We start from the raw sequence: 25,123 nt of genomic DNA, 5'->3' as shown, positions 1-25,123 counted from the left end.
CGTTCATCGCGGCTGGAATCTCTTTTGTGAAGGAAAATGTCTCTTTTTATACAAAAATAGCCTTTTTATCTCCGTAATTTCCGATTGTGACAGTTGTGGGTGCGGAATGTGGGCTGGAGCCGTTTACCTTTTTACTTGCTTACCACTGCAAGTCTGCTGCAAGCAACTGCCCAGCCTTTACGCTGTCTACAGGCTTAGAAAAATAATATCCCTGTCCGTAATGACATTCGCGTTTGAGCATCCGCAATTGAGTTAGTTGCTGGGCTGTTTCCACACCTTCTGCAACCACTTCCATTCCCAGATTGCCAGCCAGCGTCACAATAGTCCAAATAATCTCCCGGCTGTGACCCTCAACGCCGATACCGTTGACAAAGGAACGATCGATCTTTAACGTGTCGATGGGCCAGCGATGCAGATAACTTAACGAAGAGTAGCCCGTACCGAAGTCATCAATACACAACAGAATATTGCGTGCTTTAAGTTGTTCGAGCAAATTTCTGACAAATTCGGCATTGTCCATAATCACACTTTCGGTAATTTCCAGCTTCAAACAACTGGGATCTAGCTCCGTTTCTTGCAGAATTTCGTCAATTTGCTCGATCATTCCTGGCTGGATAATTTGGATGCCAGAAAGGTTTACGCTTATCGTTACATCTTCCGTACAGTTAGGAAACGCCAGTTGCCAGACGCGCATCTGGCGACAGCTCTCCCTCAAAACCCAAGCTCCCAGAGGAACGATCAGACCTGTTTCTTCTGCCAAGGGGATAAATTCAGCAGGGGAAACCATGCCCCGTTCGGGGTGCTGCCAGCGCACGAGAGCTTCAAAACCCTTGATAGTGCCGCTTTTGAGCGAAACAATCGGTTGGTAGTACAGCCGGAATTCTTGGCGTTTTAAAGCCCGTCGCAGATCTGTTTCCAACTGCAAGCGTGCGATCGCCCCAGTATGCATGGCTGGGACAAAAACCGCATGAGGGACTTTGCCACTCTTCTTCGCTTGGTGCATCGCCGTGTCCGCAGCCTGCAAATAGTCCTCCGGTTGGCGATAGTCCATAGAACTCAGCACAATTCCAACACTGGCGCTGCAAAAAAGCTCGTGCCCATCGAGGTTAAAAGGCGATGTCAACTGCTGTTGGATGCGCTCGGCTACGCGGATAGCGTCCTGCGGTTCTCGGATTTGTGGCAATAAAATTGCAAATTCATCTGACCCCACCCTGGCGATCGCATCATTAGGACGCAGACACCCACTCAACTTAATTGCCGTAGCGGTCAGCAGTTGATCGGCAACTATATGCCCCAGGCTGTATTTAACCATTTGGAAGCGAGCCAAATCTAGCAACAAAACAGCAAACAAACGATCTGGTTGTTCTTTAGCCTCCTCTATGGATTTCTCTAGTCGCTCCAAAAACCAAGCCCGGTTGGGCAGCCCTGTGAGCGAATCGTAAAATGCATAGAACCGCAGTTGCTCTTCGGCACACTTGCGTTCGGTGATATCTTGCGTCATTGCCATGCCCGCAAAAATTTGACCGCGCTCGTTTTTCACTGGAAGTGTATGCACTAAATAGATACGCTCTGCATACAGCATTTCAAAGGTAGTTCTAGTTCCCGCCAAAGCTGCCCGATAATGTGGCTCGATGTGTTCGCAAGTTTCAGGCGGTAATGTCTCCCAAATTGTCTTTCCTTCAAAAAACTCTTTAGAAACACCGACGGCTTCTAAACCCAATCCTTCAGCCAGGGTGTAGCGCAAATCGCGGTCAAACAAAAACACCGCGCCGTTAGGGAAGTTCCGCGTAAGCGTGCGATAAAGTTCCTCTCTTTTTCCTAACTCCTCATACAACTTGGCATTGAGAATCGCCATCGCACAGCGTTCCGCGGTAATTTCCAACAGGTGAAGAGCGCGATCGCTGAATGGATGAATCTTGCTCCAAGCAACGTGCAAAACCCCGATCAAACTGCCGTTGCGCTTCAGCGGCACGCCTAGTATCGTCTTTATACCCTGCGGCTTGTGAAAATGATTGACCATTACCCCTGGGGAATTTTGAGCATCTTCCACATACAAGGGCTGCATTGTTAAGGCAATTATGCCTGCAAAGCTTGGGCCGATAGGAATGGCGTGGCCTAATTCTAATTGTTCATCGATGCCAATGCCAGCCTTAATAACTAGCTGGTCATCTTCTTTGAGCAAGATCGTTGCCGTATCTGCCTGCGTCACTTGCACAATTCGCTGTAGCAGCACGTTCAGCAGTTCATCCAGATTTAAGGTGCTGATAGCATTGGCGGTGACGGTGCTAAGCGCAGCAAGGTCTTCGGCTTCTAATCTGAGCCGATGCAACAAATATTCGCGTTCCCGCTCCATGCGCTTGCTCTCGGTGATGTCAGCAATGATACCCATTGCGCCGATGGGGTCGCCCTTGGCATTGTGCAGCGGAGAAGTTGAGAGACTGACATCGATCACAGAACCGTCCTTTTTTAAGCATTGTGTTTCCAAACTGGTGAAACAGTGTCCTTGCAACACGTCCTCAAGCAGCTTGAAGAACTTATCTCGTTTATTTGAGGGAACTATAGGTGTAGGATGTCCAAGAACTTCTTGTTCGCTCCAAGCAAAGAGCCGTTCGGCAGTTGGATTCCACAAACGAACTTTTCCCGATGCATCGATAATGTTGATGGCGACGGGCGCAGATTCAACCAGCGCTTCGAGCTTTTGGTTGATTTCTCGCAGTGCTTCTTCAGCAGCTTTGCGATCGCTGATGTCCCGCGAGATGCAAATCATACCGATGATGTTTCCTTGCAGATCGCGATAGACTCCTTTGGTGGAAAGGTAAGTAAGGGTAGTGTTGTGGACGGCGATGGTTTCTTCAATAGTGTGAGTCTGACCCGTATTTAGAGTTTTGCGGTCATTCTCCATAATTTGACGGGCAACCTCTAGGGGTAATAGCTCTGAGTCATCATGCCCGATAATTTCCTCTACAGGTTTTCCCATGAGTCGGGCAGTTATGGAGTTGGCCATCAGATAGCGCCCCTGAACATCCTTGACAAAGACAGCATCTGTAGTGCCTTCAAACACAGCTTGTAACAGGCTGTAGCTTTTTTGCAAGGCTGCTTCTGCGGCATCGCGCTCTATAACTTCGCGTTCTAGGGCTGCTGTCATCGTGTCAAAAGTGTAAGCTAGCTGGCTAAGTTCCCCCGGTTCGTCAGACGCACCAGTGCGGACGCTCAGATCGCCTGCTCTCAATCGCTGCGTCGCCTTTAAGAGTGCCTGTACCTGACGCAAAACAAACAAGTCGCTAGCTACCCAAGCAGAAGCGATCGCCAATATCCCTATAAACCCCAACCAACTCAAGTTGCGGGCTAGCGCCTTGTCGGCTTCAGCAAGGGCCACGGCTGCGGGGATGCCGATGCTTATATATGTTTTGCTGCCATCGCTTGCGCTACCCAGCGGCGCGAATGCATATAACCGCGATACGCCATCCAAGCCTAAAGATTCTACTGTGCCTTTGTGTTGTTGAGTCAGCACTTCCTTGACGATAGGTGCTTCCGTTACCGACCGCCCGACCCATTTTTCTGGGTTGGGATAACGCGCTAAAATCGTCCCCTTGTCATCTATGACTGTAAATGCCGACCCAGGCGGTAGATCGGCAGCAGCAGCGAGTTGATTCAGCCACTCTAGCTCCAGATCTGCAAAAACTACAGCCTCGACCCGATCGGTCTTATTGAGGACGGGATAAGCAAAAACTAACTCTGGCTTATTACTAATCGGGCCAATCTGATATCCGCCAACGGCAAATTTTCGCGTTTGAACCGCACGCTGAAACCAGCCTTTGCTGCTTACTTTAACAGCCTTGGACAATACGACCGACTCGCAAAACACCGTGCCATCCAGCGCAGCGACTCCTAAGTTCGCATACATTGGGTATTCTTGCCCCAGCTTGGCGAAGATAGCGTTACACTGCTGCGAGTCTTGCTGGCGCACTTGCTCCAGTTGTGCCAGCGTCACCAGAAGCCCGCGCGTACTCTCTATTAATTGCCCTTGGCTGTTTGAAGCAATCTTGGTGAGCCGCAGCGCATTTTCCTTCACCTCAATTGCTTCCTGGCGGCGCTGCTCCATGTAGGTGTAAAATGTCAGCCCGAAAGAGGGGACGACAGCGACTAGGACAAGCATGATTAAGCGGAAGCGCAAGCTGCTTGCAGATGAGCAAAGTCTAAATGCCACGAGATGTTGAACAGCCTGGAGCGATGTTATAGCGGTTCTCATGGGGATAGAGTACAACGACTGAGTCAATAGGGTGGGATATGCAAAATGGCGATAATAAGACGTTTGACTTGCTAGGGTCAGGCTGGCTGCGTACTAAGCCCTATTAGGGATTGAAATCTTGAACTTCTCTATGCTGCTCCCCAGTAAGATGGGCTTTTTTGGTTGGCGCGATCGCTCGCTCGCTTGCTTAACACTATCCTCCAAAGGCTTGCTCGAAGTTGAGCCAGACAGTATAAACACCTGCACAATTAATTAACCCCCATCTCACCAATAAGTGGATCTCAGCCATATTGCGTAGATGCAAGTAGATATTAGGCCAATGCTTTATCTCGAAAGAAGGGCGACAATAAGCTGTAGTTGAGTATTACCTCGTAACTATGCAAACTAAATCAGCTTCCCTAATAGAAGAAATATTTATCAAAGCTTCCCTATCTCATAATGTTACTAAATCTGACTGGCAAAAAATTGAATATGCCATGGCAGAAGATTGCGCGACTTTAGAAGAGAGACTCTTAATTAGACGAATCCAGCACAGCGTTTACCGAGGCTGGTTCAGAGTTTTAGGTGAAGCCTAAACCCACTACGAAACCGTTTATTGTGCGTATGCTGTTGCCTACATCACAAAACTAGCCTGCGTTATAGCGGTTCTCGTGAAGATAAAATACCACGCAAGGCTCGCTCTCGGTAGAATGCACTCGAAATCTATGCTCGGTTTAACTTATTGGGGGTGAGGAGAGGCTGTATCAATTCCCAGCAGGGATTGAAATAAGCCCTCCAAAGTATACTCCTGAGCTTCTACATCAACTCTTCCCAACAGTTGCAGGCAGGTTTTGGAGGTTTGGGGGCCAATCGAAGCGATACATACGCCATCTAACCAATCGGATGGTAGGTATGCCCTTACTAACTGACAAAAATATTGCACTGTTTTAGAGCTGGCAAAAGTAATTACATCTACGGTGCCGTTCTGGAGAGCATCCAACGCTTCTGGTGATGCGATAGCCGGACACCGCGACTCATAAGCCGCCACCTCAACAACTTCTGCGCCATTGCTGCTTAACTCTTTCACCAAAACTTCCCGTCCACCCGTTTCGACTCTAGGAAATAGAATTTTTTGGCCTTTGAGTTGCGATGGAAAGTATTCGACGAGCGAATCTGCAACAAAATCTGGGGGGATAAAGTCGGGCTGTAACCCCCGCTTTTTGAGACTAGCAGCCGTCTTCTCACCAACGACTGCGATTTTGACGCCAGCCAAAGCACGGGTATCTTTACCCGCAGCGAACAACCGCTCAAAGAAATAGTCTACGCCGTTGGTAGAAGTAAGAATCAACCAATCGAAGTCTGTAATGTGCGCGATCGCATTATCAAGGGCTTCCCAACTCGTTGGGGGGCCTATTTCCAAAGCTGGCATTTCGATTACAGTTGCACCCTCTTGCTGTAGGCGATCGCTAAATTGGCTCGACTGACCAGCAGATCGCGTCACTAATATAGTTTTACCTGCCAGTGGCTGTTTTGCAGTTGTTTGAAGAAGGCACATTTCAACTTTATCGGGTTCTTGTGTTTGGGCGGGCAAACCCCAGGACATAGTAGAAGCCTGCGGAACAAGTGGCGATCGCATATACTCGCGCAACCCCACCACTTCTCCAATTACTATCACTGACGGAGAGAGAGATTCTCCAGCGGTTTGCTCGATTATATTACCAAGTTGACCCGTCCAAGTATGTTGTTGAGGACACCCTGCCCAACGAATTATTGCTACTGGGGTTTGCAGCGATCGCCCGTGTCTGTGCAACTGATATACAATTTCACCCAACTGTCGCCCCCCCATCAAGATCGCCAGCGTCTCTATCCGCGCTAGCGTCTCCCAATCTAAAGCTTGCGTGTCGTGGGCAGTAATAACCGCAAAACATCGACTGAGGACGGGATCTGTTAGCGGAATTCCTGCTAGTAAAGGTGCTGCCAAAGCGCTGGAAATTCCCGGCACTACTTCAAAAGGACAATTAGCAGCAATTAATGCCTGAGTTTCCTCGGTACAGCGACCAAAAATAAACGGATCGCCACTTTTTAATCGCACGACTTGTTTACCTTGCTGACATTGTTTCACCAGCAAGCTATTGATTTCTGTTTGTGGCGTGCTGGGTTGTCCCCCGCGTTTGCCCACATCAAGTTTAAGGCAATTTTTCGGTACTAAATCCACCAACTGGGCATCTACTAAAGCGTCATAAATTAACACTTCCGCTTGAGTAAGTAGCTGTTGCGCTTTGACAGTAAGATAGCCTACATCTCCTGGCCCAGCACCTACAAGATATACTTTTCCGCTCCGTTCCTTCATGGTATTTTATAGGTTATTTTGATTTTGCTCCCTCTCCACGACCGATTTTATGAGATTAGGAAGCAGTGTTATCGATGATAAAATTAAATTTATGTTAGTCTATATACACAATTTAGTTTTGAGTATCAGGTTAATTTAGCTTTCTGATTTTAAGGTGGCAAGTTGCGCTATTAGCATTTCGATATCTTTCTTCTCAGATTCTTGTCGTTTTTTGTATAAGTTTTTAGCTTTTTCAAAGGTAGCGATCGCTTCTGAAATTTTGTCTTGTTTAATCAAAACAGACCCCAACCTTAAATAAGCATCTATATTTTTAGGAGAACGTTCAATCAGTTCTTGGAACGCAGACTTTGCCTCGTCTATCTTACCTTGTTCCATCAAAGCATTGCCCAACAGCAAGCGAACCATATCATTAGTGCGCTGTCGCGAACTTACTTCGCGAAAAACTTCTTCTGCGCTTGCATAATTTTTTTGTTTATAAAGAGTAACGCCTTTGTTAAATAGATTGGATGTAACGAAGGTTTTTCCCAGAAAAACCGCAATCCCAATTAGACTGACACCGACTACTGCGGCAGCAATAAAATAAGTTTCTTCTGATGTTTCAACCATTTTTAGCACTCCAGCAAATTTTGATTTATAACGCCGTCATAATGACGGCATTAAGTATAGGTTTGAGATATTTTATGTCAAAAGACAAGTGGCTGGGAAAATTAGGTATTCAAGGAAGAAGAGTTTCCAGATGAATTGGTAGAAAGATGCGATCGCTGCTTTATCTTGCAAGTCTACTTGATAACTCCGCCACCACATTAAACCCAGCGCCACTAAATGAGTGCTAACCACCAATACTGGATTAACCTGTGTTAGCCACACTATACTAAAACTCATCCCCAAATAGCAGACAGTTAACACCCAGCGAGATAAATTAAACACAGCTTGCTTACCTAGCTGTAGCGTGAAAGTAGTGATATTATACTGGCGATCTCCCTCCATATCGGGGATATCTTTAAAGATAGCGATCGCCAACGTAAATACCAAAACAAACAACGTCAACGTCCAAACTTCTTCTGGAATATACTCTTTTCCTTTCAGCACCCAGTTGAAGTGTAAAAACAGCCCTAAATTAACAATCGCCCCCCGCACTGTAAAAATACAAATTGCCGCCCAAAAAGGAAAACGCTTCAACCGAATTGGTGGTAAAGAATAAGCCGTACCAATCGCTAAACTAATACCCACCATCCCCAGCAAAAACGGCCCTAAAGACCACGCCAGCAGCAGCGCCGCAATACCTGTAATGGACACAATAACCTGGGCTTGGCGTTGGGAAAATTCACCCGCAGCTACAGGAAGATGAGGTTTGTTAATCTGGTCAATTTCCACATCTTCCAATTGGTTTAAACCAACAATATAGATATTGCCGCAAATACAGGCAAGCCAAGTTCCCAAAAGCTGTGTCAAACTAGCGCTGATGGTGCTATTAGAAAAACCAGCGATCGCAATTAAATACAACCCCACCACACTCAGACTCGTGCCAATGATAGTATGAGGACGGGAGAACTTCCACAAAGAGTATAGCCAGCCAGATAAGTTTTTTAAAAGGCTTTTTTTTGGAAAACTGTTCTCAGAAACATCTGAATCTTGCCGAAAAATCTCACTCATACTCCTCTTATCTCTTTCTTCGCGCTCTTAGCGTCTTCGCGGTTCATTTCTTTATTTTGTGCCACAAAGCAACCCGAATCGAACCAAACCCCGCTGATAGCCGCGACTCATTAATCCTAATGAAAGTGCAGCTTCAATTGTGCCCCAACCGGACATAATTAAACCCAAAATTGCGCTAGGAGTGAATGCAGAATCAATCACCACATCCCAGAATGGAGCGACAGCAGTTGACCAATCTGCCGTGCGAAGATCTTGGAAAGAAATCTTATCAGCCATAGACTCATATTCTGGCAGCGAAATTACATAAGGCAAAGCATAAACGCGGTAAATTTCTGCCAAATGTTTCCTCTCATCATCTGTTAATTGCCCAGCCTTTCCAGCAAGGGGACGATGACACCAAGTTGCCATAATAAAAGTTCCACCAGGCTTAAGCACTCGGTAACATTCCTGTAAAAACTTCCTTTTATCAGGCATATGTTCGCCGCTTTCCAAAGACCAAACTAAATCAAAGGAATCATCAGCAAAGGGCATATTTAATGCATCTGTTACCTGGAAATCCGCCCTCGCACTCAACCCTGCGGCTTGGGCGCGTTCCTTTGCTCTAGCGGCTTGGACGGGACTGAGAGTAATGCCAGTAGCAGATGCATTAAACTTTTCGGATAGATAAAGAGAACTGCCACCAATACCGCATCCCACATCTAGGATATGCTCGGCATGGGTTACTCCTGCCCAATTTAGGAGTTCTTCAATAAGATCGATTTGCGCGATGCGGCGATCTTTTTTCTGCGTTCCATCTGCACCATAGTAGCCGTGATGCATGTGTTCGCCCCAAATCTGCTCCCACAAACCAGAGGAAGCGTCATAAAGTTGCTGAATTTGCTGGTAAAGAGTTGATGTCATCAGAAAGCTATAAAATCGTCAACAATCGACAAGTTAAATCCTCTTGTTCATCATACATAGTCCATGACTGTCCCTAGAACTATTTGCTTTGGATTCCTGGCTGTTATTACCTTCGGCACTATATTGCTCATGCTACCCATCTCGATGAGTAATGGGGGTTGGAGCGATCCGGTGACTGCTCTCTTTACTTCTACGTCTGCTGTATGCGTCACGGGTTTATCTGTTGTTGATGTCGGAAAGTATTATTCTTTTTGGGGGCAGCTGTTTATCGTTCTTCTGGTGCAAGTGGGCGGGTTGGGCTATATGAGCGTGACAACTTTCCTGCTGCTGGTGCTGGGACGCAAGTTTGGCTTGAAAGACAAAATCGCCCTGCAACAATCTTTAGATATGCCGGGGATGGCTGGTGCCATTCCATTATTGCGCTCGATTATTGCCACCACGCTGCTGTTTGAACTGACGGGCGTTTTTTTGCTAATGCCAGTTTTCGTAAAGGATCTGGGGTTTCAAGCAGGGGTTTGGTCGGCAATTTTTCACAGTGTAAATTCGTTTAATAATGCAGGCTTTAGTCTGTTTTCTGATAATTTGATTGGGTATGTGCGATCGCCCATGGTCAATTTTGTCGTCAGCACCTTAATTATTTTTGGTGGGATCGGCTATCAAGTAATTATGGAAATGTATTACTGGATGCGCGATCGCATAACTAAAAATCCAGTCTGCGTTGTCTTTTCTCTGAATTTTAAGGTTGCTACAAGTACGACTTTGTTTCTGTTGATATTCGGTACTCTGGCTTTTCTGTGCATCGAGTTCAACAATCCTGAAACCTTTGGCCCCCTTAGCTTTCCAGAAAAAATAATGGCAGCTTGGTTTCAATCTGTCGTACCTCGTACCGCTGGTTTTAACACTGTTGACTATGCCAGAATGCACGCGGCTAGCTTGTTTATTACCATTGTGCTGATGTATCTTGGCGCTTCTCCAGGTAGCACTGGCGGGGGAATAAAAACCACAACGCTCAGGGTGTTATTCAGTTCTACAAGGGCGGTGCTACAGGGTAGAGAAGAGGTGCATTGCTACGATCGCCAAATCCCGCTAGCACTGATTTTAAAGGCTGTTGGCGTGGTAGTGGGTTCGCTAATACTTGTACTCGTTTCCACCACTTTGATTGCTCTTACAGATCCGATTGCGTTAAAAGCTCCAGGCGGAGACTTTATCCAAATTTTGTTTGAGGTAGTGTCAGCTTTTGCGACAGTAGGACTTTCGACTGGCTACACCGCGGGTATGTCTGTACCTGCAAAATTGATTATTGTCCTCACTATGTATTTGGGAAGGGTAGGCGTGTTGCTACTTATGTCAGCTATTTTTGGAGATCCCAAACCGACTGCGGTTCGGTATCCGGAGGCAAATCTACTCGTGGGGTAGAGATCGCCATCCTAGATCTTGATAGTCTAAAAAACAATTATCTCCGCTTAAGCTGGGAGTTAAATCGTGAATTTATCTGGTTTGAGTTTTTTTCGCAGTCTACGCAGCGATCCTAAGTCGCACGCATCCAATAAGCTGTTTGCTGTCATTGGCTTGGGGCGCTTCGGTCGGGCAGTGTGTTCGACGCTACACCAGTTGGGTTATGAAGTGATGGCAGTGGACAACGATGAAAAGCTAGTAGCTCAGGTTTTAACAGAGCGAATAGCTGCCCACGCCTTGCAATTAGACTCCACAGAAATATCAGCCCTCAAAGAGGCAGGAATTTTTGAATTTGATACCGTGATTGTCGCTATTGGCAACTATCTAGAAGAAAGTATCATTACAACGCTCAATCTAAAGGAAGGCGGCGTACCTCATTTAGTTGCCAAAGCTTCTTCCGAAACCCATGAAAAACTCTTGAAGAAAGTGGGGGCAGATCATGTTGTGTTTCCAGAACATGAAACTGGTTGTGCTTTGGCGCGGAGTCTCACCAAACCCAGCATTTTAGACCGGTTTGATCTAGACCCAGAGAACAGCATTGTTGAGATTCTAGTTCCTGAAGAATTTGACGGTAAAACTATCACCGAACTCAAACTCCGCAGCCGCTACGGTCTGAATCTACTAGCAGTGAGTCAAGATCGCAAGTTTGAGATTAACCCAGATCCAAACAGACGCCTGTACAAGGGTTCAGCAATGGTTGTGATTGGCACCAATAAAGACATCAATCGCTTGCCAATCTAAAGTAAAAAGTCATTGGGAAGCCTACCAGTCAATAGCGAAAAATTAAAAGGCAAAAGATATATTTTCTTTTGCCTTTTGCCTTAATTATGGGGTAGGTGCTTGAGACGGGTCTTTGGTAGGGCTAGGAGGGGCAAAGGGTGCGCCCGCAGGCAACACAGGAGCTACAGCAGGATTGGGTGTGGCAATCAACTGTAAAACCTTATCTACCTCTTGTGTTTTTTGGATTTTACCCTGTTGGGCGAACAAGTTCCTGGCTTCTACAATAAATGCTGTTGCGTCCTCTGGGCGCTGGGACTGCTGAAGCGCTACGCCGAGGTTATAAAATCCTTCGGCTAGGTTGGGATTGAGAAGAATGGCCTCCTTGTACTCCGCGATCGCGTCATCCAATTTCTTGTCTCGATGCAATGCAACCGCTAAGTTATAGTGCGTCAGCGCGTCGCTTGGTTCTTGGAGTACTGCTTGTTTTAAGGCAGTAACTGCTTCTTTGTAATTGCGGTCTGCGGTGAGCGCTACGCCTAGTTGCCGATAAGCAGAGACGTTGTTAGGGTTGAGGGCGATCGCCCGTCGGAACCTATTAGCCGCCGCTGAATAATTACCTTGCTGGGTAAAAATCACGCCCAAATTATACTGAGCTGCGGCATTATTTGGGTCAAGGGTGACAGCTGCTCCTAATGCTTTTTGCGCTTCTTCTACTCTGTTTTGCAAAGACAAAAGCGATCCGAGCTGATATTGAGCGCCAGCTAGCTTAGGATCGAGCCTGACTGCTTGCCGAAAGGCAGCGATCGCTGGTTCTGTCTGTTCTTGTTTTACCAGTGCCAGCCCTAAGTTATACTGTGCTGCGGCATTGTTGGGGTCTAGGCGAACCGATTGCTGGTACTCCGCGATCGCTTCATCTCTTCTGTTTAGCGCCTCTAATGCCAAGCCGATGTTATAGTGAGCTTCCGGTAGTTTGGGATTGAGTGCAAGCGAGCGTTGAAACTGCGCGATCGCTGCTTCTGGTAGTCCTTGTCTATACAACGACAACCCCAAGTTATAGTAAGCCTCTGTCATGCTGGGGTCGAGTCGAAGTGCGGTTTGGTATGAGGCACTAGCCGCCTGCACCTTGTCTTGCTGCGCCTGAGCATTTCCTAACAGGTAATACGCCATAGGAATGTTCGGGTCGTATGTCAGCGCTCTTCTTAAAGATACCTCTGCCCCTTGATAATCTCCCCGGTTATACTGCGTTACACCCTGTTGGAAGTAAGAAGCTGCGTCTACATTTCTACTGTATAGACCCTCAATTAGCTGCTTTGTATGGCTTTGTACAGACGGCGATTTTTTCACTTTTGAAAGCCGTCTTTTTTCTCCCGCAATCGGTATTTCCTTGAGTGACAGGTTTATATTCTTCCCCTGTTCGCTAACTTTTGAAGAAGCAGGTATAGCACCAGCTTTTGTCTCGCAGATAGTTGCCAAACCGAGACTGACAACAGCAGCCGCAAGCAGATGAATTGATTTGTGGTTTTTAAGCATGGGTAGAAGACCTACTAGCTATTAGCAATTAGTCCAGCCCTCGATATAACTTTAACTATTAGCCTTCCTTGGGAGTCAGCTAACCGCTTCTGGCAAGATTAGCATAGCATCACCAAAGGAATAGAAGCGGTATTGGTGAGCGATCGCCTCTCGATATAAAGCTAGTAGCCGTTCCCGCCCTATTAAAGCACTTACTAACATGAGCAAACTAGAGCGCGGCAAATGGAAATTTGTAATCAGCCCATCTACTACTTGCCATTCATACCCTGGATAGATGAACAAATTTGTCTTGCCATAGTACGGCTTTAAAATTTCGACATTATGCATTGAAGAATCTGCATTAGTCATAAACTCTTCTTCCTCTCCTATGCTGTCGTTTGACCTCGTTGCCTGCCTGGAAATGGAAACTCCGGACTCCAAACTCCGGACTCCAGACTCTTTACCTGGCTCTGCCAGGGAATGAGCTATACCCTCCAACGTTCGTACTACCGTAGTACCAACCGCAATAACCCTACCTCCCCTCGACTTGGTTAAGTGAATTTGGTCTACGGTTTCTTTGGGTAGTTCCACCCACTCCGCGTGCATCTGGTGGGTAGTAATGTCCTCCACCTCGACTGGTCGAAAAGTACCCACACCCACGTGGAGAGTTACAAACGCCGTGTTTATACCTTGTTCCTGCAAGCGAGTCAGCAGAGTAGGTGTGAAGTGCAATCCAGCAGTGGGAGCAGCGATCGCGCCGGGAGATGCCGCATAAACTGTCTGATACTGTTCCTGCTCAGATTGGGAATCATTTATATAAGGTGGTAGCGGCACGTTACCGTATTCGTCCAACAACTGAACTAAGGAAACCCCCTCTGGCACATCGAACTGTAACAAACGCCCCCCAGTCGCCTCATCCCTTGCCAGAACGGTCGCAGTTAAGGGATTTTCGATTTTGCTCGTTCCCATGCTCTGCCTGGGAATGGGATTTTCAATTGGGGATGGGGAAGATCCCCCAGTTTCTATTCCCCTTTCCTCTGTCGCCTGTTTTCTAGGTTCAAAAAAAATAGTTGCCCCTGGCTTTAAGCGCCTACCCGGTTTAACCAACGCCAGCCAACAGTTAAGCGATCGTTCTTCTAGCAGCAACACCTCGACTGGTGCGCCAGTAGGTTTGCGTCCTAGCAGCCGTGCATTTATGACGCGAGTGTTATTCAAAACGAGCAAATCTCCCGGTTGTAGTAGGTCGGGTAAGTCACGGAAGACGCGGTGCAAGGGTGGGGTATCCCCGCCCGTACTGGGTGAATCCACCACCAGCAAACGGGAGCTATCTCTGGGAACTGCTGGGTTTTGAGCAATCCGCTCTAAAGGGAGTTCGTAGTCATAGCTAGCTAACAACTTGTCTGCATCTGGTGTTTCTGAAGATGGACTGTTAGGGCTACGGGAACCTTTGCTGGGTTGATTCATGGCGATTGAGCGCATTCGGTCTATTTGGGTATGATTTGGCTGTCTTTGCGGGGGATTTGCCAAAAGTCACTAACTTTCGACCAATCTATAGACGCAGACACTATTGTTTATCAGAAAAAATTCATACTTTCAATCAACTACAAAAAAGCGAATTGGGTATAACTCCCCACTGAATAACAGTGGTTCTCCCCTAGTGCTGGGATCGTTCGAGATAGAGAATAGAAGAATAGCATTTGCTTGGACTTTAAGTTAAACAACTGATATGGACTACCTCTACTTTCTGGCGAATGCCAGCCTCACACTACGGGTAGTTGAGTTCCTTCACTCAATGCCTCAGAAACCCGTTAAATTTATAACGGTGATTCATCAGATTGATGGCTGGGTAGTCAAGGTGAAAATGCACAAACATTTAAGCCCTCAACAAGATGGCGACTTCCGGGCGTTCCTGAACGAGTTGGGAATTTCCTACGAACCAACCATTCGGCTGCAAATGGCACTTTGGAGCTTGGAAACAGGACAATCACCTATTGATGTAATGCGTCGCTATCAGGTAGCCGTCGTTTCTCATGGCAGTCCTGACCGCAGCGATATTGAGGCATTTCGTCTACAGTTCACTAGGGGATTAGGTTACTGCCCAGAAACACTCGCCTAATAAAGTGAAAATAAAGAGAACGCATTAAAAATTTTCTCTTTTACTTTTTGATTTTTTTAGGCGCTATCGAAGGCGGCTTTGATGTAGTCTTGCAGAAGAAGTCGGTATCCAGCTACGAAAATAGCTTCACCCACCATCACGGGTGGACGAGCTATGGCTTCCTCAGCGGCTGATAAATTTAAACTCTTTTTATCTTGAAGATTTCGATGTGGTAGTCGGTGACAGCTAACTAGAGCCACATCAAAGCGGCAAGGCAGATCGGCAAGATCGGGGCGTGACGCTAAAAACAACTGAGCGGCTTTACAAAGTTTGGCTTGTTTTTGCGGTGTGATGGAAAGTAGACCATCCGCATCCCAGTTACCTCGACTGCGAGTTTTGACCTCCACAAACACCAGCGGGGTGAAAAATCTGGAGTCTTGTGTCTGGAGCCTTGAGTCATCAAGGTTTTGGGCAATCAGGTCTATTTCTCCCCAAGCACAACGCCAGCGACGATGCAAAATTTTCCAGCCTTGCGCCTCTAAGTGGCGTGCAACAAGATCTTCTCCTAGAACGCCAATATTGGGATAATCAGATAGACGAGGGTTATCCATCAGCTGGAAGTAGGATGAAATTTAGGCCAAGAAAGCGGATTTCGACAATTTTACTAAGTTTATTGCTCTTCGCAGTAGTTTGTGTCACAGCTTTGGGAGCGATCGCTACCCCAGCCCTTGCTGAAGATTACACCAAAGAATCTCTAGTTGGTGTAGATTTCTCAGGTAAGGTGCTAACTGACGCTAGCTTTACCAAAGCCAATCTACGCAGCAGTAACCTGAGCAATACCGATCTATCGGGTGTTAGTTTCTTTGGCGCTAATTTAGAAAGTGCCAACCTAGAGGGAGCTAATCTCCGCAACGCTACTTTAGACACAGCACGCATCACTAGAGCAAACTTGACTAATGCTGTTCTAGAAGGTGCTTTTGCTGTTTACACCAAGTTTGAAGGTGCCATCATTGATGGAGCCGATTTTACTGATGTTTTGCTCCGCCCTGATGTGCAAAAAACTCTGTGCAAAGTGGCAAAAGGCAAAAATCCAGTTACGGGACGAGAAACCCGTGAAACTTTAGGCTGTCCGTAGCCCGATTTTGGATTTTGGATTTTGGATTAATACTTTTGAAGTCAGCGTTTAATCCAAAATGCCTTCGTGGTTCATAGTCAAAGCCAATGAGCTATGAACCAATTTGAGTAACTTCTAAGAAATTGAACTGGCGTTGCTGCTTTAATTCCTTAATTCTCTGCTGGGCGCTGTAAAACTCGTGGTAGTAATATTGCGATCGCTCTGGATCTGTTGAGGCTAACTTCTGCCACTGCTCCAGACAGTAACGCCGATGTTTCTCGCATTGCACCTCTTCCAGACACGCCGCTGCTGCGCGAATTAAGGCTTCAGCGCGGAGGAGGTCTTGCTGTGTCTTTTCATCGAGATGAAACAGATGAGAAATTAAAGCGAGTTCGTTGGGAAATTCTACACATCTATCTTGTAAAAGTGAGATTAGATCCGAAGTAGCATGGGGAGTTAGACTCTCTTGCAGTTCTAAAATTTGTTGCCACAAAAATCGATGGTGGGAGAGGCAAAATAACAAATCTCGCTCTTCTAGGGAATCAACGACTGCTTGGCGATATTCGGGAGCGTGGAGGAATATTCGTAGTAGTAACGCTTCTGCTTGTTCTAAGAGATTTCGTTCAGATGCAATTGGTAATAATTGCGGCTGCTGTGTTTTAGTGGTTCCTTTCGCTAAAGGTTGTTGCGATCGCTTTACTTGCGTCCTCAGATTTTCTACTAGCAGGGGTACGAGTCGTGCATCTCCTTTACTAAGTTTTTCTGCACACTGGCTAATATAATGAGTGCGCGTACTTTGGTTATCAATGTTACGCAGCAAATTGACTATTTCACCAGTAACTTGTTGAAATTGGTCGGCTTGGCTAATGTCTTTATTGACTAATGTTTGCTCTATCTGCCAGTCTATCCAAAGGGGAGCTGTTGTTAGTAAATGGTGATATGTCTCAGGATCGCTTTTAGTAAGAAATTCGTCGGCATCTTTACCATCTGGAAGGTTGAGAATCCGCAACTGGACTTGTCCTTTGTAAGCTAAATCGGCAACTTCGCCAATCGCCCTTTCTGCTGCTTTTGTACCTGCGGCATCAGCATCAAAGTTAAGTACAATTTGTTTCGATTCGGTGTAACGCAGTAGTTGACGAATTTGGTCTAAGCTTAAGGCTGTACCGAGGGAAGCGACTGCGTTGGTAATGCCAGATTGGTGGAGGGCGATCGCATCAAAATATCCCTCGACTACTACCGCCCGATCTTGTTTGCTAATTGCATCTTTGGCTTTATCGAGTGCAAATAAAGTTTTACCTTTATTAAATAATTCTGTTTCGGGAGAGTTAAGATATTTAGGTTGTTCGTCAGCTAAAGTTCTACCGCCGAAACCGATAACTCGCCCTTGGGTATCGCGGATGGGAATAATTAGGCGATCGCGGAACTGATCTATATAACCATCACCCGTTTTGCGATGTTTAATTAACCCTGCTTTTTCTACTAATTGCACAGAGTAACTTTTCTGTTCGACAAGATAGCTATAAAGGGTTTCCCACCCAACTGGTGCATAGCCTAGCTGAAACTGTTGGATGGTTTCTTCGCTCAGATGTCGCTGAGTTTTGAGATATTCTAAAGCTTGCTGTCCTTGAGATTGACGTAGGGCGTGTTGATAGAATCCTGCTGCGATCGCCAGAATCTCATACAGCTGATCTCGTAGTGCTACCCCGCGCTGCCATTCTTGCTGCTGTTCCGGTTCCAGAGTTTGTACAGAAACTTGGTAACGCCGCGCTAAATCGAGGACTACATCAGCGAAAGGGCGCTTGTCTACTTCCATCAGGAACTTGATGGCATTTCCCCCAGCTTGACAGCCAAAACAGTAGTACATCTGCTTGCTGGGACTGACGGTAAAGCTGGGAGATTTTTCTTCGTGGAAGGGACATAAGCCCAAAAAATCTTTCCCGCGCTTCCGCAGAACAACCTTTTCCGAGATGACATCCACAATGTCAGCCCGTTCTTTGACTCGATCGATGGTGTCTTGATGCAGGCGGGGAGTTTGCATTGCTTGCCTTTATGCCATATCGCTCTAATTCTATTTTGGAACGACACAGGCACATGAGGCGAGGGGGAGAACAGTGCGATCGCGCTTGGTTGTTGTGGGGGTAGCTGCGATCGCCCCCCCTATCTCATCACTCAGCTGCGGCTAAAATTCATAGCTTTCTGTTGCTGCTTGCGCTTCAGCAGCGAACCTGCGCCACTTGCACCAAACGCCAGTAAAGTCAAGGCAGCTGATGGTTCGGGGACAGACTCGACCTCTACAGCGGCCTTTGTCCTAAAGATCGTGTAATTAGCACTTCGGGGATTAGAGACGTTCAAAAATTGGGCGGACGTTGATATGCCAGGAATCACGCCCCAAGGGCTGGTTCCATTTGGCCCCACTGCCCGCGTCGCCGTCCAGTTAGCGTTGGCTATTTCCGGCACGAGTTCCGTCAGCTGAGGAACGTTACCGTAATCACCTGGATTCTGACCACTAGCAATTATGTATTCCCAATTTGTAGTGTCTGAAAGAAGTGAAACACCACCTGGTAGCTCAAACTCACCAATCCACGACTCGGCTACCGCAGCATCATCCCAAACTACAACGTATAGGTAGTCGGCTGGGTTTATATCAAAAGTCCAAGTTTCAGGCAAAGACCAGTTTAATCCTCCAGGATTGCCAGTAGGCCCAAACTCATTTCTGCCAACAAACGTTAGTCCGCTACCATTCTCCTGAGCGTGGTAGAGTCCGTAATGATTGTCTGCTGTAAGAGTTGCTTTGATTGTGCCAGCAAGCGCTTGACTGCCTCCCGCAAGTAATAAACCTAGTGTCAGTAACGTTCCAGTTAGGCCACGTTTGGCTGAATTAGAGCGATTAGTGAATAAGCTAGTCATAGAAGTCATCTCCAAAAAATGAAACGGCGCACTTTCGTACTTGCTCAATGCGAAGCCTAGCCTTGAATGTTTTCAAGGCGTGCAAGTTGAGTTAATGAAAATTAAGGGTAAAACTCTTAAAAAGCGATCGCGTAGATACGCCCGGATAGCCGATCGCTTTCTTAATCTCAATTAATTTGAGGTTAATTAATTCTTGCCTTATCCATATTTTCACTTAACATACATAGCTCGTGCGTAAATGTTTGGTAAAGGTTTCTGCTTTTAATGTCAGCCGCGATCGCCAACCTGAAGAATCTAGTGACTTCAATAGAAGTGTGATGTACTTTGCCACCGAGATGATACATAGCTTACGCATAAATTCCATATAAAGTAATGGGTTAAGAAAAGTAAACTTTACCCAAGATTTACAAAAGATATGGGTGTTTAGTGATACGCGATCGCATAACAAAAATTAGCTGGGTTTGGCACATAACTTAATCCTGGTTTCTTTCTTTGCCAAACATGATTGGCGGGGTACAAAAAGGTAAAGGAGCGAGAGGGACTAGCCGAAACACCCCCGCACTCCTTATGCTGGAAGATTGACAGCGAGTGCTTTTAGCGCTGGGGGGAAGACTTCAAATGGGACGGATTTTTATTTCAGCAGGACACGGTGGTGGAGACTCAGGCGCGATCGCGGGAGGGACGACAGAAGCCCAAGAGATGATTCTGCTGCGCGATCAAATATTGCCAGAGTTGCGATCGCGGGGTTTTGAAGTTCTCTCCGTGCCCGACAACCTGACTTCGCGCCAGTCGATTAGCTGGATTAACGCCCGCGATCGCACAGGCGACATCGCCCTCGAAATCCATGCCGATGCCTTCAACAACCCAGGTACGAGGGGAGCCTGTGTCTTCCATATTGCCAACAACACAGAGCGCAAAAGTCAAGCCGAAATGCTGCTGCTTGCCTTGCTGCGCCGCGTTCCCCAACTACCCAGCCGGGGAGCCAAACCAGACACAGCAACGGGCGTCGGTCGTCTAGCCTTTTGTCGCGACACCACCATCCCGTCGATGCTGATGGAAGTTGGCTTTCTCACCAACCCGGACGATCGCTTTTTAATTCAGAACCGACGCCGCGATATAGCACTAGGAATTGCTGACGGACTAGCAGCTTGGAGCCGTGCGATCGGCGGCGGCGGCGGAAATCCCCAGACTACAACCTATCCTCCCATCAATATCAACATCAACAACCAGACTTACGCCGAAAAAGGCGTTCTCATTAATAGCAACGCTTACATCCCCATAGACTTAGTAGACAGACTGGGAGTTAATTTGACCAACGCCCCCAACGTCCGCCGCGTACAGTATCGGGGCGTAGTCTATGTCAAAGCTATTGAATTACGCGACTTTAATATTTCTATCGGTTGGGACAATAACAGCCGCACCGTGTCCTTGCGCTCGATTTTGCCAGTTTGCGTCGGTCAGATTGACAAAATTATGACAAATGGCAACGCCTCAGAAGTGCAGCTGATGATGTTCGTGAAAGCCAATAACGAAAATGCCCTTGCTCAGTTCCCCGATCTACCCAAACTCTACCGCGAAGAAGCAGCTATTGAGGGCGTAAACCATGATGTTGCCTTCTGCCAAATGTGTGTTGAGACGGGCTTTCTGCGTTTTGGCAGCGATATCAGTCCTAGCCAAAATAACTTTGCCAGTTTAGGAACAGTCGGTGGCGGTTCTGAAGGGGCGTCGTTTCCTAGTGCGAGAATTGGCGTGAGGGCGCACATTCAACACTTAAAAGCCTACGCCAGTTTAGAGCCTTTGGTGCAGGAATTGGTCGATCCACGTTTTCGCTTTGTTACGAGGGGTGTAGCTCCCTTAGTGGATCAGCTAAGCGGACGCTGGGCGGCAGATTTAAAGTACGGTAGTAGAATTCTAGCGACTGTCAGACGCCTTTATGAGGCATCGGGATTACTTTGATATTTGTTCATAGTTGATGGTTCATTGCTCATAGCAATTAACAATGAACCATCAACTATGAGCAATTAAGCAGTTTTGAAAAACCGAATAATTTCGCGAACGTGGTCGAGAAATTGCCCATCGGTTGAAAGTTGCGCGATCGCATTTTTGGCTTCTCTCGATAGTTGCTGGTGTTCAGCCTTATTAGTTGCTTCCAATTGTTCTATAACTGCACTCAACCGCGCTAATTCTTTACGAGTTTCTTCCCCAGATCGCTGTTGAGTAGCAACGAAAGAATAAGGCTCTTCAGCGTTCATTTGCGCTTCTAGTTGCTTAACCGCCAACTCCAGATTATCAAAGCGGTTACGCAGTTCCCAAATATCTTGGCGGGGATACTGTAATTCTTGCCTAATCATCGCCAAACGTCTTGCTAAATATTCGTAAGTTCGCACGGCTGGACGCAAAGCAGTTAATAGTAAAGCTGCACCAGAACTAACATATCCTACAGAACTGACGCCAGTTGCGGCGAGGGTGTAAAGTCCAATAGTAGAAAGGATATGAAGTGCGATCGCTACCCAAAATGAACGATTGGCTACAACTTTCGCATACTTAACTTGCTTTTCATCAACTGCAATTCCCTTATCAGCCGAAAGCGCTGCTTCTGCTATCACTTCCTTAGCGTCAAAGTGAATATTCCAAGGAACCGTCACAATTACCAACAGCCAACAAAAACTAGCAGCAGCAATTACCCAATCGAGGAAATTACCCGCTGGTATGTGCAACCATTGCAATATTCCAAAACTCCCCAGCACTAAAATTAAAAGTCCGACACAAACACCGATAAAGCTGAAATACATAGCTGTAAACTGTTGTTTGAAGGAAGTGTTTTAATCCTGACTGGGCATAACAGCGATCGCGCCACAGCTTGTGATAGTTATTAGAGTTTCACACTGCTATTTTTTAGTTTTTTAACGCACCAAGTAAGTCAACCAAGTGGGTTTAGCATTTTTTTCCGTAGATTGGGGAAGAAGCAGACGCCAAGTTTTACCCTCTATCTGACGTTGCAAGTAGACATCAAAAGGTTTTTTTTGTTCAGTTACCCGATTGTCTTGCTGCTGAATAGTCAAATCGTAGGTTCCCCGGACGTGGTAGGTGAGTAAGTTGTGAATTTTCAGCGGTTCTTGCTGGTTAATTCGCAAATGTTCGATCGCCAGCTTGGGGGAAGAATTATTCAATTGTTCAGCTAGCTGCTGTTGAGTTTGGCCCACTTGGATAGCGATCGCCGATCTCACCAGTTTACCACTTGGCATCAGTCCGGTCGGCCAAATATCTCCCACAAAAGCGGCGAGTAGTCCCAGCATTACAGCTACTAAAATAAATCGCACCATAGAATTTCCTTCCCTTTTGCCTCTGTCTAAAAGCGATATTATAGGCTGTGAGCATCTAAGATTTATAAACCATTATGTCAAAACAAACCATTGGCCTCGACAACCAGCTCTATGATTACCTATTATCCGCTTCCTTGCGAGAGCCAGAGATTCTGCGACAGCTACGACAAGAAACCGCCAATCTTCCCAACGCGATGATGCAGATTGCGCCGGAACAAGGGCAATTTATGGCGTTGCTAGTCCAACTGATGGGAGCCACAACAACTCTCGAAGTGGGCGTCTTTACTGGTTATAGCTCGCTCAGCGTGGCTCTGGCTCTACCTCCAGAAGGTAAGATTATTGCTTGCGATGTCAGTGAGGAATACACGTCTGTGGCGCGTCGCTATTGGCAAGCGGCTGGGGTCGCGGACAAGATCGATCTGCGGCTAGCACCAGCAATAGATACTTTAGATCAATTGTTGGCAGAGGGACAAGCAGGAACGTTTGATTTTGCCTTCATCGATGCCGATAAAAATAATTATGAGGGATATTATGAGCGATCGCTCCAGTTAGTTCGTCCCGGCGGTTTGATTGCAATTGATAATGTATTGTGGTCTGGAAGAGTTGCAGATTCTCAAGATCGAGACAAAAGCACCCAGTCTATCCGAAATCTCAATAACAAATTGCACCAGGACGAACGAGTAACGCTGAGTTTAGTGCCAATTGCAGATGGATTGACGCTAGCACTGAAGCGACGTTAGTGCAGTTTTCCTGCGAAATTTAAGCGCATAGCGATCGCAACTTAATTCTTTCCTTAAGGAAGAGTGCGATCGCGTTTGTTCTAGCTACCAGCAGTTTTGGTGGGCAATGCCGCGCTACCTTTAATTGATATTCTTTACTTGATTTAAGTTAATATTATTTTTTAAAATCTGTCTTGCAGTTTTCTAAATAAACAGATAAATAGGCAGTCTCTCCTAACTTCAGATAATAGGTTAATCAATTATAGAAAATCATCTAATTATTTTAAATTTTAGAGGTTTAAAAAAGACGCGATCGCTCATTGGCGATCGCGTCTTTTTTTAGCTGCTTGGAATTATTGGTTTGTGCCACTTGAATTATCGGTAGTAACGCGATTCAATCCAGGACAGCATATCAGTTTCAGAACCAAAAGTTCCAGAGCGACCAGTAGCAGGATCGTAAACATCCCACCAGATATTGCCCTTGCGGTCGGAGCGCTGCCAAATTTTTAGCTCAGGCTCTTTAGTGAAAATGTCAATTAAATACTGCCAAACTTTATTTACTGTTAACTTAAAATTTGATGTTTGGCTCAACTTTTGCTCTTTGCGAGCGTAAAGCCCTTCTAGCCTTTCTATATCAAAAGAGTTTGCACGTTCCATAGAAAAATTCCTCCTAATTGGCGGTGAATTAAGTTCAAGTTGCGCTTCATAGACTTTGTTTAGCGACCTAACGATCGTAAGGTTTTTGACTCTTGCGATCGCTTATAAGTTGTGAATGCTACACTTTTACACTAAGATAGCTATTGTGATTTCACTTCCTCCAATTGACTCACCCGATTGGGTGATGTGCAGGCAAATAATAGCAGTGAAAATAGCGATCGCTCGTCCTAAAACTTCTAGCTCGCAACACCTAATCTTGCTTACGAATTCAATCTAACCTTTAATAATTTGATAAACAAAGCATTATTTGCATAGGTTATATGAATAAAATCGATAGATAGATGATGAAAAACATCTGACCGCTTTTGCCATAATTCACATATTGCTTGCATAACGTCTATGAATGGCATCAATGACAGCAGGATCAAGCTCTCCCAACTTCGTGCATTAGTTGCGGTAGCAGAGTACAGCAACTTCAGCGAGGCGGCGTTGCGCTTACAGCTTTCTCAGTCAGCAGTGAGCCACGCGATCGCTAGTCTTGAAGAAGAGTTGGGAGTCGTGTTGCTCTCGCGCGGGCGTCACGGGGCAAATCTCACCCCAGTTGGGGAGCGAGTAATTGCTCATGCGCGGCAAGTGCTGGAGCTGCTGGAGGCAATGCACAAGGAAGCGGACTTAGAAAAAGGGTTGCATGGGGGGATGGTGCGAATTGCCTGTTTTCGCAGCGTGGCGACTCATTTGCTTCCATCGGCGATCGCGCAGTTTCGCAGCCGCTTCCCAGAAATTGCTGTCACTATTGCCGAACATTACGATTATGTAGGTATAGAACAAGCTTTGCGCGAAGGTCATGCTGATATCGGTTTCACCTATCTACCCACTGGCAATGAGTTTGCAACTTGGGAAATTCTGCGGGATGAATATGTTGTTTTGCTACCACCAACTTCTAAATTAAGAATTGCTCAAATTAGTTGGGAACAATTAGCTAGCTATCCATTGATTTGTCCGTCTGTACATAATGCCTGCCATATTCTTATCCGCAACCACTTTCTCGCTTCCGGTATCCCCCTAAACGTTACTTACGAGATGAACGAAGACTCTACTATAGTCAGCATGGTTCTACAAAATTTGGGTGCTGCAATTCTACCTCGTTTGGCTGCGGAACCAGTACCGAAAGGCGTGCATATATGCAGTTTACCAGTTCCTTTGCACAGATTAATCGGCGTAGCTGTTCTGGCAAATGCACTTCAGACGCCAGCAGTATTTGCCTTTCTAGATACTCTCAAATCTGCAACCCAATTCAATCTTAAAACGGCAGTTTAGAGGAAGACATAGCGAGAGCATAACGCTTATTATTAAATACTTCTCGCTTAACCTTGCCCCGAACTCCTATCTCTTGAACAGCTCTGAGCGGTTATCGCTTTCATTCCTACGAGCGATCGCTAAGGGTGCAAAATTTTGCGCCCTGCTTGAAAATCGCTATAAATACTTTCTTTGCC

At 46.3% G+C, this 25,123-nt stretch carries 21 protein-coding genes; 8 read left to right on the top strand and 13 right to left on the bottom strand.

All coding sequences use genetic code 11. From position 1 onward, the window contains the following. Positions 1-139 precede the first annotated feature (139 nt). Positions 140-4,249 (bottom strand): EAL domain-containing protein, encoded by a 4,110-nt coding sequence (locus tag H6F77_RS11120; protein WP_190488332.1) that lies wholly within the window; start codon positions 4,247-4,249, stop codon positions 140-142. A 377-nt stretch (positions 4,250-4,626) separates the two neighbouring features. On the opposite strand from H6F77_RS11120, the gene H6F77_RS11115 reads away from it, so the two are divergent. Then, the gene (locus H6F77_RS11115) at positions 4,627-4,824 is read left to right on the top strand and encodes a hypothetical protein (protein ID WP_190488330.1); all 198 of its coding nucleotides are present in this window, start codon (positions 4,627-4,629) and stop codon (positions 4,822-4,824) included. Between the two features lie 143 nt (positions 4,825-4,967). Here the strand turns inward: H6F77_RS11115 and cobA are convergent, their stop codons facing one another. The 4 genes from cobA to H6F77_RS11095 form a co-directional block, all read right to left on the bottom strand. After that, positions 4,968-6,578, bottom strand: coding sequence for a uroporphyrinogen-III C-methyltransferase (gene cobA / locus H6F77_RS11110; RefSeq protein WP_190488328.1), 1,611 nt, complete (start codon positions 6,576-6,578; stop codon positions 4,968-4,970). Between the two features lie 135 nt (positions 6,579-6,713). Continuing rightward, positions 6,714-7,184: a tetratricopeptide repeat protein gene (locus tag H6F77_RS11105; RefSeq protein ID WP_190488326.1), complete on the bottom strand. Its 471-nt coding sequence runs from the start codon at positions 7,182-7,184 to the stop codon at positions 6,714-6,716. 72 nt (positions 7,185-7,256) lie between these two features. Further along, entirely contained in the window at positions 7,257-8,231 is a 975-nt protein-coding gene (locus tag H6F77_RS11100; protein ID WP_190488324.1) for a homogentisate phytyltransferase, read from the bottom strand. 51 nt (positions 8,232-8,282) lie between these two features. Then, a complete protein-coding gene (locus tag H6F77_RS11095; protein ID WP_190488322.1) occupies positions 8,283-9,131 on the bottom strand; it encodes a methyltransferase domain-containing protein in 849 nt (282 codons plus the stop codon). 63 nt (positions 9,132-9,194) lie between these two features. Here H6F77_RS11095 and H6F77_RS11090 point away from each other — a divergent pair, with 63 nt between their 5' ends. Together H6F77_RS11090 and H6F77_RS11085 are read left to right on the top strand one after the other, a co-directional pair. After that, on the top strand, positions 9,195-10,547 hold the full coding sequence (locus H6F77_RS11090; protein ID WP_190488320.1) for a TrkH family potassium uptake protein: 1,353 nt from the start codon (positions 9,195-9,197) through the stop codon (positions 10,545-10,547). Positions 10,548-10,613: 66 nt separating this feature from the next. Continuing rightward, positions 10,614-11,327 (top strand): potassium channel family protein, encoded by a 714-nt coding sequence (locus H6F77_RS11085; RefSeq protein ID WP_190488318.1) that lies wholly within the window; start codon positions 10,614-10,616, stop codon positions 11,325-11,327. Positions 11,328-11,411: 84 nt separating this feature from the next. Here the strand turns inward: H6F77_RS11085 and H6F77_RS11080 are convergent, their stop codons facing one another. Further along, positions 11,412-12,836 carry a tetratricopeptide repeat protein gene (locus tag H6F77_RS11080; RefSeq protein WP_190488316.1) on the bottom strand — a complete coding sequence of 475 codons (1,425 nt, stop codon included), beginning with the start codon at positions 12,834-12,836 and terminating at the stop codon, positions 11,412-11,414. Between the two features lie 75 nt (positions 12,837-12,911). Beyond that, positions 12,912-14,279, bottom strand: coding sequence for a tRNA preQ1(34) S-adenosylmethionine ribosyltransferase-isomerase QueA (gene queA / locus H6F77_RS11075; RefSeq protein ID WP_190488313.1), 1,368 nt, complete (start codon positions 14,277-14,279; stop codon positions 12,912-12,914). 262 nt (positions 14,280-14,541) lie between these two features. Between queA and H6F77_RS11070 the strand changes: the two genes are divergently transcribed. After that, positions 14,542-14,931, top strand: coding sequence for a hypothetical protein (locus H6F77_RS11070; RefSeq protein WP_190488311.1), 390 nt, complete (start codon positions 14,542-14,544; stop codon positions 14,929-14,931). Positions 14,932-14,987: 56 nt separating this feature from the next. Here H6F77_RS11070 and H6F77_RS11065 read toward each other — a convergent pair whose 3' ends face one another. Then, positions 14,988-15,521: a YraN family protein gene (locus H6F77_RS11065; RefSeq protein ID WP_190488309.1), complete on the bottom strand. Its 534-nt coding sequence runs from the start codon at positions 15,519-15,521 to the stop codon at positions 14,988-14,990. A gap of 14 nt (positions 15,522-15,535) precedes the next feature. Between H6F77_RS11065 and H6F77_RS11060 the strand changes: the two genes are divergently transcribed. Further along, positions 15,536-16,045 carry a pentapeptide repeat-containing protein gene (locus H6F77_RS11060; RefSeq protein WP_190488307.1) on the top strand — a complete coding sequence of 170 codons (510 nt, stop codon included), beginning with the start codon at positions 15,536-15,538 and terminating at the stop codon, positions 16,043-16,045. A 91-nt stretch (positions 16,046-16,136) separates the two neighbouring features. Here H6F77_RS11060 and dnaG read toward each other — a convergent pair whose 3' ends face one another. Further along, on the bottom strand, positions 16,137-18,062 hold the full coding sequence (gene dnaG / locus H6F77_RS11055; RefSeq protein ID WP_190488305.1) for a DNA primase: 1,926 nt from the start codon (positions 18,060-18,062) through the stop codon (positions 16,137-16,139). 131 nt (positions 18,063-18,193) lie between these two features. Continuing rightward, the gene (locus H6F77_RS11050) at positions 18,194-18,931 is read right to left on the bottom strand and encodes a PEP-CTERM sorting domain-containing protein (RefSeq protein ID WP_190488303.1); all 738 of its coding nucleotides are present in this window, start codon (positions 18,929-18,931) and stop codon (positions 18,194-18,196) included. Positions 18,932-19,549: 618 nt separating this feature from the next. Here H6F77_RS11050 and tftA point away from each other — a divergent pair. Next, positions 19,550-20,887, top strand: coding sequence for a hormogonium tapered terminus morphoprotein TftA (gene tftA / locus H6F77_RS11045; RefSeq protein ID WP_190488301.1), 1,338 nt, complete (start codon positions 19,550-19,552; stop codon positions 20,885-20,887). A 65-nt stretch (positions 20,888-20,952) separates the two neighbouring features. Here the strand turns inward: tftA and H6F77_RS11040 are convergent, their stop codons facing one another. Then, the gene (locus H6F77_RS11040; RefSeq protein ID WP_190488300.1) at positions 20,953-21,723 is read right to left on the bottom strand and encodes a coiled-coil domain-containing protein; all 771 of its coding nucleotides are present in this window, start codon (positions 21,721-21,723) and stop codon (positions 20,953-20,955) included. A gap of 111 nt (positions 21,724-21,834) precedes the next feature. Further along, positions 21,835-22,254 carry a hypothetical protein gene (locus H6F77_RS11035; protein ID WP_190488298.1) on the bottom strand — a complete coding sequence of 140 codons (420 nt, stop codon included), beginning with the start codon at positions 22,252-22,254 and terminating at the stop codon, positions 21,835-21,837. A gap of 74 nt (positions 22,255-22,328) precedes the next feature. On the opposite strand from H6F77_RS11035, the gene H6F77_RS11030 reads away from it, so the two are divergent. After that, positions 22,329-22,994, top strand: a complete 666-nt coding sequence (locus H6F77_RS11030) for a class I SAM-dependent methyltransferase (protein WP_190488296.1) — start codon at positions 22,329-22,331, stop codon at positions 22,992-22,994. Between the two features lie 354 nt (positions 22,995-23,348). Here H6F77_RS11030 and H6F77_RS11025 read toward each other — a convergent pair whose 3' ends face one another. Then, positions 23,349-23,630, bottom strand: a complete 282-nt coding sequence (locus H6F77_RS11025; RefSeq protein ID WP_199321270.1) for a hypothetical protein — start codon at positions 23,628-23,630, stop codon at positions 23,349-23,351. Between the two features lie 399 nt (positions 23,631-24,029). Here H6F77_RS11025 and H6F77_RS11020 point away from each other — a divergent pair, with 399 nt between their 5' ends. Further along, the gene (locus H6F77_RS11020) at positions 24,030-24,947 is read left to right on the top strand and encodes a LysR family transcriptional regulator (RefSeq protein ID WP_190488293.1); all 918 of its coding nucleotides are present in this window, start codon (positions 24,030-24,032) and stop codon (positions 24,945-24,947) included. The last annotated feature ends 176 nt before the right edge of the window (positions 24,948-25,123 follow it).

It is taken from the genome of Microcoleus sp. FACHB-831, assembly GCF_014695585.1.
Classification (GTDB): Bacteria; Cyanobacteriota; Cyanobacteriia; order Cyanobacteriales; family FACHB-T130; genus FACHB-831.
Note: the sequence above shows the minus strand (reverse complement) of the source record. Positions and strands in the feature narration are given on the sequence as shown.